This is a genomic window from Stutzerimonas sp. CXK-1 (assembly GCF_057738225.1).
In genome coordinates this window covers 3391101-3403649 of record NZ_CM173217.1, presented here as the reverse complement: position 1 = coordinate 3403649, position 12549 = coordinate 3391101, and the positions used below count along the sequence as shown (strand labels likewise).

The window sequence follows — 12549 nt, the reverse complement described above, 5'->3', positions numbered from 1 at the left end:
GTCTCGATGCCCATGGCAGACGGGATGCAAGGAACCCTTGCTGATGGCGGGCTTCGTATTCTTTAGAAGCCGCGTTGCGGCTCGCATCGATGAAACATCAAGAGGATCACGCGCATGTATCACAAGAAACTGACCGCAGCTCTTGCCATCGCCGTTCTCGGAGGCGCCAGCGGCTTTGCTCTGGCGGACAAGCCGGGCGCTGACTGGATCACCCTCGAACAGGCTGTCGAGAAGGCCAAGGCCGCCGGCTACACCACGCTCCATTCGATCGACGCCGATAACAATTCCTGGGAAGGCGAAGGCACCAAGGCCGACGGCAAGACCTGGGAATTCAAGATTGACGGCAAGACCGGCGAAGTCACCCACGACAAGGAAGACTGATCGCCGCGGCCCGCTACGGCGGGCCTTGCAGCAGCCATCAGCTACCCTGGCGGCGCCAGTGCCGCCAGGGTTGATCTAAATACCTAATGCAGGTCACCGGCGCAGGCCGACCGGCCGTCAAAGCGCCTCCGGATCGGCTTCCGGCATGTCTTCCAATTCTTCGGAAACAACCTCGTCAGGCTCGGTACTCGACGCAGCGGCAGGCTCCGCCGCAATCTCTTCGCCGCGCATTTGCCGTGCCGCATTGCCCAGCGCGGTTGCCTCGTCGGTGCCTTGAGCAATGTCCAGCAGCGCGGCGTTGGCAGCCTCCCAGAACGAACTCATTTGCGGTGCCGAAGGCATTGGGCGACCGAAGGTGACGCCATCCATCGATATCCGCAGGTGCTCATCCGTGACCATGTCCCAGAAAAGCCGCTTGTTCAGCGGCACACCGATGGGCTTGTCGGCGTTCACTGTGCGCAGCCCTTCGCTATCCAATAGATAGCCTTCGATGAATTGCTTGGCAGCCGCGCCGTTCGGGCTTTGCGCGGCGATCATCGCGCCCATGACGCCAACGAAGGGGCGCGCCGGTTGACCGTCGACGGTGGGCAGGGGCGCGACACCGAAATCGACGCCGGCCCGGCGCAGCCCTTCCCATGACCAGGGGCCGGTTATCCACATCGCCTGTTTGCCTGCATGCATCGCCTGCTGTGCGGCATCGCCGGGCATCCCGCCTTGCGGCAGTACGCCGCTGTCGATGAAACGGCGCAACAGGCGGCCACCCGCCAGAGCGCCCGCGTTATCGATGCCGATATCTGCCGTGTCGTAGCTGCCATCTGGCTGACGCTTGAACACGTAGCCGCCGTTGGCTGCCAAGAGTGGCCAGCTGAAGTAGGCATTGGTGTAATCCCAGCCGATGGCTTTGATGCCGCGCTTGCCGAGCTCGCTATCCAGCGTCTCGATTTCTTCGAACGAGGACGGAGGGGCCGTGATCAGTGCCTTGTTGTAGAGCAGCATGATGGCTTCGGCGCCGACCGGATAACCCCAGGTCCGTCCGCCGTCGGTGAAGGCATCCCAGCCCACCGAGACCAGTGCTTCGCGCAATGCTTGCGGTGGCTCGACAGGGACGACCAGACCCTTGGCAATAAAATCGCCGAGGCGGTCCTGCGGCCAGAGGATGATGTCCGGCCCGCTACCGTTGCGGGCGGCTTCTTCGAATTTCTTCGCCAGATCGTCGGGATGTTCGACCCGGGCCGCAATGCCGGTCGCCTCGGTGAAGCGGGTCGCGACCTGTTGCAGGCCGCCGTGGCCTTTGTCGGCATTGATCCAGATGAGCAGTTTGCCCGGCTCGGCCGCAGAAACGTTCAAGCAGACGAGCAACGCCGGCAATAGGGCTGTGAGTGATTTCAAACGCATGGCTGGCCCCTGCTTCAGTAACGGTAACGTGAAATATCGGTGAGCATCCGCTCGGCCAGGGCATGCAGATCGTCGGCCTGGCTGGAGGTCTGGTTGGCGGTGCCGGTATTGGTTTCGCTCATCAAGGCGATCTTCTCCACCTGTACAGCGATCAGGTTGCTGGCGGCGCTTTGTTCGCGAATGGCATATGAGATTTCGGAGGCCAGCGCTACGGTCTGGGTCGAAGCGTTGCGGATCGCCTGTACCGCTACGCCGGTTTCCTCCGCTCGGCTGGCGCTTTGCTGGACCGTATGCACGGCTTGCTGCATGCGCTTCACCACATCGCTGGCGCCTTGTTCGATGGCCGCGACGATACCTGTAATCTCTGCGGCGGATTCGGCGGTGCGTGCCGCCAGTTTGCGTACTTCATCGGCGACCACGGCGAAACCGCGGCCCTGTTCCCCGGCGCGTGCGGCTTCGATCGCCGCGTTGAGGGCAAGCAGGTTGGTCTGCGCGGCGACATCGCCGATCACCCCGGTAACGGTGGAGATGCGCGTGGTTTCCTGTTGCAGGTTATGCACGCTCTCGGCGGTGCCGTTCACTTCTTCGGCAATCATGCCCAGGTCGTCAATGGTGCTTTGCACCACCGCGACGCCTTCGGCGGCACGGTTGCCCGCCTCGGTCGACAGCTTGGCGGCATCCTCGGCGCGTTCGGCCACATGGTCGATGCTGACGGTCATTTCCTCGACGCCGGCGGCCATCTGCGTCGCCGCGTCGGCCTGGGCGACGGAGCTGCCGGAGAATTCGTTGGCATTGACCCGCAGCACGCCGGCGGCACGGCCCACATCCTCTGCGTTCCTGGCCAGGTCGTTGAAGCTGCGCTGCAGGGCTTCGATCATGGTGTCGAAGGCCTGCACGGTCTGGCCGATCTCATCGTTCGAACGGGACCCGACGCGGCGAGTCAGGTCGAGCGTTTCACCGATGGTCATGACAGTCCGTCGCATCGCCTGCAAGGGCGACATGATCGAGCGGCCCAGGGTAAGGCCGAAGCCCATCATCACCACCAGCGCCGCCAGCACGATGCCCAGCAGAAGCCGGAACGATGTGCGGTAGGCCTCGGCAGAGGCTTGCTGGGTGGCATTAAGGGCGGTGGTGGCATCGGCGGAAAGCTGATCCGCCAGCTGCCCGGTGAGAATGGCGGCATCCTCGATGAATGGGCTTGAGGCCAGTTCCATTGCGGCCTCGGTCTGGTTCTGGCGTGAGCGGGCCAGCGCCGTCTCGCCGACGATGAGGTAGGCCTTGACCGTCTTGCGGAATTCTTCCAGCGCTCGGGTGGCTTCTTCCGAGTCGGCATCGGCAATGGCCCGTGCCAGATCCTCATCGAACTCACGGCCCTTGCGTTGCAACTCCTCATCGAGCGTTCGCTTACGCGCGGAATCGGGGTCGGCGATGTGCCGGAAGATGATGCCGCGCAGTTCCTGATAGCGGCCGGCAAAGGTCTTCGCATCCACCAGGCGCGGAACCTCATTGCTGGTGATATGCGCGACCGATGCGTCGAGTTTTCGTAGCTGGATCAGCCCCAGCGCGCCGACGGCGAACAGCGATAGCAAAGCGATCGACACCAGCGCGATCAGGCGAAGTTTGATGGTCATGCACGCCCCTTGAACCTATGTTGCGCGCCGCACAGGGCGACGACGGACACGAGGCTTTCGGCTATACAGGCGTTCTCTTGAGTCCTGATCGCCGGACGGTAAGCCGCAGCTCGGCGGGGGCTGACCGGTCGGCGCGTGGACGTGCCGACCGGCGCCGGCTCAATCCTTGTCCCGCGCCGGCATCACCTTGCTCATCACCTGCTTGACCGACTGCTTGATGATGCCGGCCTGGTTCGGGTCGCCGTGCAGCAGCGCGGTGGCGAACTTCTTGGCCTGCTCCAGCTTGATGTGCGGCGGCAGCGGCGGCACGTCGGGATCGGTCTTGAATTCGATCAGCACCGGCCGGTCGGCGGCAAACGCCTGATCCCAGGCGGCGGCGACCTGATCTTCGCGGTCGACGTAGATGCCCTTCAGGCCGATGGATTCGGCGAAGCGGTGGTAGGGCACGTTGGGGATATTCCGCGAGGCCTCGAACTTCGGATCGCCTTCCATCGCCCGCTGTTCCCAGGTCACCTGGTTCAGGTCCTCGTTATTGAATACGCAGCAGATCCATTGCGGGTTCTGCCACTCCTTCCAGTATTTGGCGACGGTGATGAGTTCGGCCATGTTGTTCATCTGCATCGCACCATCGCCCACCATGGCCACGACCGAACGCTCCGGATGGGCGAACTTGGCGGCGATGGCGTAGGGCACGGCGGCGCCCATCGAGGCCAGACCGCCGGATAACGAACCCATCATGCCGCGACGCAGCTTAACGTCGCGCGCATACCAGTTGGCGCAGGAACCCGAGTCGCTGGTGACGATAGCCGCATCCGGCAGGCGCGGCGACAGCTCGAACGCCACCCGCTGCGGATTGATCGGATCGGCCGCGACCATGGCGCGTTTTCCCAGCGTCTGGTCCCAGTCGGCTCGCCACTGCTCGATGTTTTGCCGCCAGCTACGCTCGGTCTTCTGGTTCAACAAGGGCAGCAGCGCGCGCAGGGTTTCCGCCGAATCGCCCTGCAGGTTCACTTCCATCGGGTAACGGATGCTGAGCATGTCCGCCTTGAGGTCGATCTGTACGCCCCGCGCCTGGCCTTCTTCGGGCAGGAATTCGGAGTAGGGGAAGCCTGAACCGATCATCAGCAGCGTGTCGCATTCGGTCATCAGCTTGTAGCTCGGCTCGGTGCCGAGCAGGCCGATGGAGCCGGTGACCCAGGGCAGATCGTCCGGTAACGCCGCCTTGCCCAGCAGCGCCTTGGCGACGCCCGCGCCGAGCTTTTCCGCTATGGCGATGACTTGATCGGTGGCGTTCAGCGCGCCGGCACCGACTAGAATTGCGACCTTTTCTCCGGCGTTGAGCACTTCGGCGGCGCGCTGCAAATCCGCCTCGTAGGGCACTACCTTGGGTTGGGTGAAACCGATACCGGAACGCACCGCGCCGTGGGCACGCGGCGGCTCGCTGTATTCCATCTCCTGCAGGTCGTTGGGCAGGATGATCGCGGTGACGGCACGCTGGCCCAGCGCTGTGCGAATCGCTCGATCGATCAGGTGCCGCACTTGTGCCGGTGCGGCTGCCTGCTGCACGAAGGCCCCGGCGACGTCCTTGAACATCGACGCCAGGTCGACTTCCTGCTGGTAATGCGCACCCATCGCCGTGCGCGCCTGCTGCCCGGCGATGGCCAGCACCGGCATGTGATCCATGCGCGCATCGTAGAGCCCGGTCAGCAGATGAGCCGCGCCGGGACCGGAGGTGGCGATGCACACACCGAGACCTCCGCTGAATTTGGCGTCGGCCGAGGCCATGAAGGCGGCCATTTCCTCGTGCCTTGCCTGGATGAAACGGATCTTCTCGTTGGCGCGGTTGAGCGCGCCGAACACACCGTTGATGCCATCGCCCGGATAGCCGTAGATGCGCCGAACGCCCCATTGGTAGAGACGTTCGATCAGGTAGTCGCCGACCGTCATCGCCATGGAAACCTCGTCTGAGCAGGGCTGAAAGCCATTCAGCCATAAGGGAAGGCTGGTCCACCGGAGGCGCGCTGGACGCGCTCTTCGCGGCCCGATGTCTACTCTGGACCGGACCAGGCGGCGAGGGTTTCCCACCGTGTTCGCGGCGAGCATCGTGTGGGCTGCAAGCGGGCTGTCGTGAACCGCGCGGGTTCGGCGCGAGAGCGGGTATCATCGGCGGCCCTGTTCCATCGCCGGCCGTTTTCGCACCATGTCCGCTTCCAACTCCCGCCCGAGCACCTTGCATCTGCCAGCCGGTGATTGGCGCACGGTGCTCGACTGCCTGTGCGATCACTTTCCCGCGATCGACCGGGCAACCTGGCTGGACCGCATGGCGCGTGGCCGTGTGCTGGATGCCCGGCAGCAACCGATCGGCCCGCAGCATGCCTACCGGGTCGGCCTGCGCATCCACTATTTTCGCGAGGTGCCGAACGAGACGCCGGTGCCGTTCGAAGAGCGCATCCTGCACGTCGACGAGCATCTGGTGGTGGCGGACAAGCCGCACTTTCTCTCGGTGATGCCGGCTGGCGAATACGTCAACGAAACCCTGCTGGCGCGGCTCAGCAAACGGCTGGGTAACGCCGATCTGGTGCCGATTCACCGTATCGATCGCCTCACCGCCGGGCTGGTGCTGTTCTCGGCCAACCGCGAGAGCCGCGACGCCTACCAGGCGTTGTTCCGCGAGCGGCGGATCGCCAAGCGTTACGAGGCGATCTGCCCGGCACTGCCCGGGCTCGAGTTTCCCCTGCGCCGGCAGCTGTGCATGGTGCCGGGCGAGCCGTTCTTCCTGATGCGCGAAGGCGACGGCGAGCCGAACAGCGAAACGCTGATCGAGGTGCTCGAGCGCCGCGACCATCTCTGGCGCTACGCCCTGACGCCGATCACCGGGCGCAAGCACCAGCTGCGTCTGCATATGGCGACCCTCGGCGCCGGCATCTGCAACGATCCCTTCTACCCGCAGCTGCTACCGCGCGAGGAGCGCGACCAGGACGATTACAGCCGCCCGCTCAAGCTCCTGGCGCGCGGCTTGCGCTTCCGCGATCCGCTGAGTGGTGAACCGCGCGAGTTCGAGAGCAGGCTGCAGCTGGCCTGGTAGCGCGCTACGCACCTTCGCCGCGCGGGCGAGTCTGATCGAGAAAGGCAGATCAGCTGGTGCATCCATGCCCGAAGGTCCATCCATCGTCATTCTCCGCGAGGAAGTCGCGGCGTTCACCGGTCAGCGCATCGAGCGCGCCGAAGGCAGTGCCAAGGTCGACAAGGCACGGCTGACCGGCCAGGTGGTGCGTGAATTCCGCAGCTGGGGCAAGCATCTGCTGATCGAGCTGGAGGATGTCTCCGTGCGCATTCACCTGCTGCTGTTCGGCAGCTACCGCATCAACGAACGCAAGGACTCCACGCCGCGCCTGAGCCTCGGCTTCGCCGACGGCGAGCTGAATTTCTATGCCTGTTCGGTGCAGTTGATCGAAGGGCCGCTGGATGCGACGTACGACTGGAGCATGGACCTGATGAGCGACGCCTGGAGTCCGCGCGGCACGCTCAAACGCCTGCGCGAACGCCCGCGGCTACTGGCCTGTGATGCGCTGCTGGACCAGACGCTGTTCGCCGGCTCCGGCAACATCATCAAGAACGAGGTGCTCTATCGCATCCGCGTGCACCCGCTGTCGCTGATCGGCGAACTGCCGCCGGCCAAGCTACGCGAGCTGGTGCGCGAGGCGCGCACCTACAGCTTTCAGTTTCTCGAGTGGAAGCGGGCCGGCGTGCTCAAGGCCAACTGGCTGGCGCATGGCAAGAGCACTTGCGTGCGCTGCCGAATCCCGCTGGTCAAGGCCAAGGCACTGGGCCGCGCCCGGCGCCGGGCATTCTTCTGCGAACGCTGCCAGAAGCGCTACGGTGATGCCACGCAGCTCAGCCCCGACGAGCCGAGCGCGGTGGATGAAGGGTAGGGTGGCGGCGGCGCAGCCTTTTCCACTCGGTTGGTTCGGCGCTGCCGGGTGCCTGGCTTAGGTGGAAAAGTGCTGCGCACGTTTTCCACCCTACGGCGGGCACGGCGTTGGAGCGCAGAGGGTCGGGCCAGGCAGGGGCTCGTAGGGTGGACAACGGCAACGCCTTGGCCACGCGGTTGATCCGCCGCCACCGAGTTGGCTCGCCGGGTTTCGGTGGAAAAGCTGCGCGTTTTCCACCCTACGGCGGGTTCGGCGTTGGAGCGCAGAGGGTCGGGGCAGACGGGGGGCTCGTAGGGTGGACAACGGCAGCGCCTTGTCCACGCGGCTGGTCCGGCGCCACCGAGTTGGCTCGCCGGGTTTCGGTGGAAAAGCCGCGCGTTTTCCACCCTACGGTGGGTTCGGCGTTGGGGTGCAGAGGGTCGGGGCAGGCAGGGGCTCGTAGGGTCGACAACGGCAACGCCTTGGCCACGCGGCTGGTCCGGCGCCACCGAGTTGGCTCGCCGGGTTTCGGTGGAAAAGCTGCGCGTTTTCCACCCTACGGCGGGTTCGGCGTTGGAGCGCAGAGGGTCGGGGCAGACGGGGGGCTCGTAGGGTGGACAACGGCAGCGCCTTGTCCACGCGGCTGGTCCGGCGCCACCGAGTTGGCTCGCCGGGTTTCGGTGGAAAAGCCGCGCGTTTTCCACCCTACGGTGGGTTCGGCGTTGGGGTGCAGAGGGTCGGGGCAGGCAGGGGCTCGTAGGGTCGACAACGGCAACGCCTTGGCCACGCGGCTGGTCCGGCGCCACCGAGTTGGCTCGCCGGGTTTCGGTGGAAAAGCTGCGCGTTTTCCACCCTACGGCGGGTTCGGCGTTGGGGCGCAGAGGGTCGGGGCAGGCAGGGGGCTCGTAGGGTGGACAACGGCAGCGCCTTGTCCACGCGGCTGGTCCGGCGCCACCGAGTTGGCTCGCCGGGTTTCGGTGGAAAAACTTCGCGTTTTCCACCCTACGGTGGGCACGGCGGTGGGGGGCAGAGGGTCGGGCCAGGCAGGGGGCTCGTAGGGTGGACAACGGCAGCGCCTTGTCCACGCGGTTGATCCGCCGCCACCGAGTTGGCTCGCCGGGTTTCGGTGGAAAAGCTGCGCGTTTTCCACCCTACGGTGGGTTCGGCGTTGGGCCGCAGAGGGTTGGGCCAGGTAGGGTGCCGTAGGGTGGACAACGGCGCAGCCTTGTCCACGCGGTTGGTCCGGCGCTACCGGGTGCCTGGCTTAGGTGGAAAAGTGCTGCGCACGTTTTCCACCCTACGGTTTCAGCGCAGCAGCGGCCTGAGCGCTTCGGCCAGCTGCGGGGCCATCGCCACGGCGTTGCTCTCGTGGGCGATGCAATCGGTGCTCCAGACGTGCTCGACGCCGGCGGCGCGGATGACCTGCAGCGCATCGCCGGCGAACAGTGCATGGGTCACCGCGACGTCCACCGAGGCGGCGCCGGCGGCGAGCAGCTTCTGCGCGGCCTCGGAAAGGGTGCGCCCGGAGCTGGCGACGTCATCGAGCAGCACCACGCGGCGCCCGGCGAACGGCAATTCGGGCAGGGCGATCTCGACCTGATGGTCGCCGTGGCGCAGCTTGTTGCACACGCCATATTCGAAACCATGCTCGGCCGCAGCCGCCTCGATCCATTGCCTGGCTTCGGCATCCGGGCCGATCAGCAGCGCGTCGGGGTGCCGCTCGGCGATCAGGCGCGCCAGCGCCGGCGCCGCGCAGAGGGTGACGGCATCGGCCAGCGGCACGGCCTCCTGCAGGGTCGCGACGCGGTGCAGGTGCGGGTCGACGGTGATCAGGCCGTCGAACTGGTCGGCCAGCAGCTGGCCGATCACCCGCTGGCTGACCACCTCGCCCGGGTTGAAGGCGATGTCCTGGCGCATGTAGGCCAGATAGGGCGTGACCAGGATCAGCCGCTTGGCGCCCAGGCGGCGCGCTTCGCCGGCCACCAGCAGCAGCTCGACGAGCTTCTCGTTGGGGTGGTCGAGGCCGCGGTAGAGCACCAGTTGCTCGGCCAGCGCCTGGCCCTCGGCGAGTGGCAGGCGCAGGCGCAGTTCGTCGTCAGGGAAGCGGTGGCGTTCGACCGCGGCGGCGGGCAGGCCGCAGGCCTCGGCCAGGCGCAGCGCGGCAGCGCGTTCGTCATCGAAATACAGCAGCAGGCTTTGCATCAGAACTCCACGAATACGGCCGGCACCTGATCGGCGCGGCCGAGGCTGACGCCATTGGCCCGCTCGGTGGCCTGGCGGGCAAAGGCGAGGTCGGCGGGAAAGTCCGCGTAGACGCGATAAAGACAGTCGCCCGTGTGCACCGGTTCGCCGAGCTTGCGCAGCAGGTCGACCCCGGCGCCCTGCACCTTGGGCGCGCCGGCCAGGTTGGCGATGCGCGCCAGCTGCAGGTTGTCGATGCCGGTGACCACGCCGTCGCGCTCGGCGAGCACGTCGAAGCTGAGCCTGGCCAGCGCCGGCTGGTTGTGGTCGAACGGACGTGCGCCCTGGGCGGCGATGATCGATTGCATCTTCTTCAGTGCGCGGCCCGACTCGAGGATGTCACGGGCGATGGCGTAGCCGTCGCCGCCGCGCACGTCCGGGTCGAACTCGAGCATACGCCCGGCCAGGCGCAGGGCCTTCTGCCGCAGGTCGTTGGGCGCGCGTGGGTCGTTCTGCAGCACGCGCATCACGTCGCGTGCCTCGAGCACCGGGCCGATGCCGTTGCCGATCGGCTGGCGGCCGTCGGTAATCACCACGTCGAGGGTCAGGCCCAGGCGCGCGGCGACGAATTCGAACAGCTTGCGCAGGCGCTGCGCTTCGGCCATCGAGCGGACCTTGGCGGTCGGGCCGATGGGAATGTCGAGCAACAGGTGGGTGGAGCCGGCGGCGACCTTCTTCGACAGGATCGAGGCGACCATCTGCCCGGGCGAGTCGATCGACAACGGGCGTTCGACGGCGATCAGTACATCGTCGGCCGGCGACAGGTCGCTGGTCCCGCCCCAGGCCAGGCAGCCGCGTTCCTCGCGGACCATCTCGCAGAGGCGCTCGAACGGCAGTTCGACGTTGGCCAGCACTTCCATGGTGTCGGCGGTGCCGGCCGGCGAGGTGATTGCCCGCGAGCTGGTCTTCGGGCAGAGCATGCCGTGCGCCGCGACGATCGGCACCACCAGCATCGAGGTGCGGTTGCCGGGGATGCCGCCGATGCAGTGCTTGTCCACCACCGGGTGCTCGCGCCAGTCCAGCTGGCGGCCGACGCGGATCATCGCGTCGGTGAGGAAGTACACCTCCTCGCGGTCCAGCTCGCCCTGGTTGCAGGCGACCACGAAGGCGGTCAGCTCGATCTTCGAATAGCGGTGCTCGGCGACGTCGCGCACGATCGCCAGGAAGTCCTCGCGGTGCAGGCGTTCGCCGGCGATCTTGCGGTGCAGCGCCGGGATCGACAGGGCCGGCTCGGCCTGGGCGATCGAGGCGGGCATGCCGGCCTCGGCGCCGAGCTGGGCGAAGGCGTCCTCGGACAGGCCCAGCTCGTCGCAGCCGACGATCGCGGGGTCGTCCACCAGGTTGAGGCTGGCCAGGATGCGCTTGCCGTTGACCCGCACCTCGACCTTGGCCAGCGCCTGGAAGCCTTCGGCACGGCAGGCGGCGCAGTCGCGGTGCAGGTAGGCGACGTTCTCGCGGTAGGTGTCGATGGCGACCCGGCGCAGCGCCAGGTGCACGGGCTGCAGGCTGGCGCTCGGGGTCTGGTTGGAAAGGCTGGTCATGGCGCGGGTCCGTTGCTGTCGTGGGGCGGCCGCGGGGCGGCTCCGGTGTTATGTAACGCCGCCGCAGCGGCTTGCCAAGCGCAGGGAAGCTTTTTGCCGGCTGGCCTTGTCCCACGTCATGTACCCGCCGCGCGCGATCGCCCGGCGTTCAACCGCTAACCATCGGAGAACCCATGCTCGATCTGGCGGCTGCATTCATCGCGCTGACGACCTTTTTCACCTACCTCAACTACCGCTTCATCCGCCTGCCGCCGAGTATCGGCGTGATGGTCACCGCGCTGCTGCTCTCGCTGCTTCTGCAGGGCCTGGCGGCGCTGGGCTTTCCGGTGCTGGAGGTGGAGGCGCAGGAGCTGATCCGCCAGATCGACTTCTCCGACGTGCTGATGACCTGGTTTCTGCCGGCACTGCTGTTCGCTGGTGCGCTGCACGTCAACCTCGACGATCTGCGTCACTACCGCTGGCCGATCGGCCTGCTCGCCACCGCCGGGGTGCTGCTCTCCACCTTCGTGGTCGCCGGCCTGGCCTATGCCATCGTCGGCGCGTTCGGCTGGCGCCTGGATTTCATCTACTGCCTGCTGCTCGGTGCGCTGATCTCACCGACCGACCCGATCGCGGTGATGGGCATTCTCAAGACCAGCGGTGCGCCAGGGCCGCTGCAGACCACCATCGTCGGCGAATCGCTGTTCAATGACGGCACGGCGGTGGTGGTGTTCAGCATCCTGCTCGGCGTGCTCACCCTGGGGCAGACGCCGACCGCTGGTGAGGTCGGCCTGCTGTTTCTCGAGGAGGCGGTGGGTGGAGTGCTCTTCGGCCTGGCGCTGGGCTTCGGGGTGTTCCTGCTCATGCGCCGTGTCGACGAGCACCAGCCCACGGTGATGCTGACCCTGGCGCTGGTCTTCGGTGGCTCGGCGCTGGCCACGCACCTGCACGTCTCGGCGCCGATCAGCATGGTCGTGGCCGGGCTGATCATCGGCAACCAGGGCCGGCGCAAGGCGATGGACGAGGATGCACGGCGCTATGTCGACGGCTTCTGGGAGCTGGTCGACGAGGTGCTCAACGCCCTGCTGTTCGCGCTGATCGGCCTGGAACTGCTGGTGCTGCCGTTCGGCTGGCTGCCGCTGCTCGCCGCCTTGCTGCTGGGCGCCGCGGTGCTGGCGTCGCGCTTCGTCACCGTGGCGAGCATCATCAACCTGCTGCGCCGGTTGCGCGGCGGCGACCGGCGCACCGGCCCCGGTGCGGTGCGCTTGCTGACCTGGGGCGGGCTGCGCGGCGGCGTCTCGCTGGCGCTGGCGCTGTCCTTGCCGCTCGGCGAACAGCGCGACCTGGTGCTGACGCTGACCTACCTGGTGGTGCTGATGTCGATCCTGCTGCAGGGGCTCACCGTCGGCCGCGTGGTCTGTGCGCTCTACGGTCGCCGCGCCGAGCCGGACACCGACGAGACGCACTGAG

9 protein-coding genes are annotated in these 12549 nt (G+C 66.6%); 4 read left to right on the top strand and 5 right to left on the bottom strand.

What is annotated here, in order from left to right; genetic code table 11:
- Positions 1-114 precede the first annotated feature (114 nt).
- Complete coding sequence (locus AC0KXH_RS16160; RefSeq protein ID WP_058063772.1) at positions 115-381, top strand: PepSY domain-containing protein; 267 nt, start codon at positions 115-117, stop codon at positions 379-381.
- Positions 382-498: 117 nt separating this feature from the next.
- Here the strand turns inward: AC0KXH_RS16160 and malE are convergent, their stop codons facing one another.
- The 3 genes from malE to AC0KXH_RS16145 form a co-directional block, all read right to left on the bottom strand.
- On the bottom strand, positions 499-1776 hold the full coding sequence (gene malE, locus AC0KXH_RS16155; RefSeq protein ID WP_172883292.1) for a maltose/maltodextrin ABC transporter substrate-binding protein MalE: 1278 nt from the start codon (positions 1774-1776) through the stop codon (positions 499-501).
- Between the two features lie 14 nt (positions 1777-1790).
- The gene (locus tag AC0KXH_RS16150) at positions 1791-3407 is read right to left on the bottom strand and encodes a HAMP domain-containing methyl-accepting chemotaxis protein (RefSeq protein ID WP_172883291.1); all 1617 of its coding nucleotides are present in this window, start codon (positions 3405-3407) and stop codon (positions 1791-1793) included.
- Positions 3408-3566: 159 nt separating this feature from the next.
- Positions 3567-5360, bottom strand: coding sequence for a thiamine pyrophosphate-requiring protein (locus AC0KXH_RS16145; RefSeq protein WP_488223703.1), 1794 nt, complete (start codon positions 5358-5360; stop codon positions 3567-3569).
- Positions 5361-5607: 247 nt separating this feature from the next.
- Between AC0KXH_RS16145 and AC0KXH_RS16140 the strand changes: the two genes are divergently transcribed.
- Together AC0KXH_RS16140 and AC0KXH_RS16135 are read left to right on the top strand one after the other, a co-directional pair.
- Positions 5608-6492 carry an RluA family pseudouridine synthase gene (locus AC0KXH_RS16140; protein WP_488223702.1) on the top strand — a complete coding sequence of 295 codons (885 nt, stop codon included), beginning with the start codon at positions 5608-5610 and terminating at the stop codon, positions 6490-6492.
- 64 nt (positions 6493-6556) lie between these two features.
- Entirely contained in the window at positions 6557-7339 is a 783-nt protein-coding gene (locus AC0KXH_RS16135) for a DNA-formamidopyrimidine glycosylase family protein (RefSeq protein WP_488223701.1), read from the top strand.
- A 1284-nt stretch (positions 7340-8623) separates the two neighbouring features.
- On the opposite strand, the gene AC0KXH_RS16130 is transcribed toward AC0KXH_RS16135, so the two are convergent.
- Both AC0KXH_RS16130 and AC0KXH_RS16125 read right to left on the bottom strand, forming a co-directional pair.
- Complete coding sequence (locus tag AC0KXH_RS16130) at positions 8624-9520, bottom strand: ribose-phosphate pyrophosphokinase (protein ID WP_488223700.1); 897 nt, start codon at positions 9518-9520, stop codon at positions 8624-8626.
- Positions 9520-11100 carry a thymidine phosphorylase family protein gene (locus AC0KXH_RS16125; RefSeq protein ID WP_488223699.1) on the bottom strand — a complete coding sequence of 527 codons (1581 nt, stop codon included), beginning with the start codon at positions 11098-11100 and terminating at the stop codon, positions 9520-9522. Before AC0KXH_RS16125 ends, AC0KXH_RS16130 begins: the two co-directional genes overlap by 1 nt.
- A 173-nt stretch (positions 11101-11273) precedes the next feature.
- Between AC0KXH_RS16125 and AC0KXH_RS16120 the strand changes: the two genes are divergently transcribed.
- The gene (locus AC0KXH_RS16120; RefSeq protein ID WP_488223698.1) at positions 11274-12548 is read left to right on the top strand and encodes a cation:proton antiporter; all 1275 of its coding nucleotides are present in this window, start codon (positions 11274-11276) and stop codon (positions 12546-12548) included.
- Position 12549 lies beyond the last annotated feature (1 nt).

Excerpts from the sequence above, each read along its gene's own strand:
- AC0KXH_RS16120 (WP_488223698.1), top strand. The coding sequence starts at position 11,274 with ATGCTCGATCTGGCGGCTGCATTCATCGCGCTGACGACCTTTTTCACC.
- AC0KXH_RS16135 (WP_488223701.1), top strand. The coding sequence starts at position 6,557 with ATGCCCGAAGGTCCATCCATCGTCATTCTCCGCGAGGAAGTCGCGGCG.
- AC0KXH_RS16160 (WP_058063772.1), top strand. The coding sequence starts at position 115 with ATGTATCACAAGAAACTGACCGCAGCTCTTGCCATCGCCGTTCTCGGA.
- AC0KXH_RS16150 (WP_172883291.1), bottom strand. The coding sequence starts at position 3,407 with ATGACCATCAAACTTCGCCTGATCGCGCTGGTGTCGATCGCTTTGCTA.
- AC0KXH_RS16130 (WP_488223700.1), bottom strand. The coding sequence starts at position 9,520 with ATGCAAAGCCTGCTGCTGTATTTCGATGACGAACGCGCTGCCGCGCTG.
- AC0KXH_RS16125 (WP_488223699.1), bottom strand. The coding sequence starts at position 11,100 with ATGACCAGCCTTTCCAACCAGACCCCGAGCGCCAGCCTGCAGCCCGTG.
- malE (WP_172883292.1), bottom strand. The coding sequence starts at position 1,776 with ATGCGTTTGAAATCACTCACAGCCCTATTGCCGGCGTTGCTCGTCTGC.
- AC0KXH_RS16145 (WP_488223703.1), bottom strand. The coding sequence starts at position 5,360 with ATGGCGATGACGGTCGGCGACTACCTGATCGAACGTCTCTACCAATGG.
- AC0KXH_RS16140 (WP_488223702.1), top strand. The coding sequence starts at position 5,608 with ATGTCCGCTTCCAACTCCCGCCCGAGCACCTTGCATCTGCCAGCCGGT.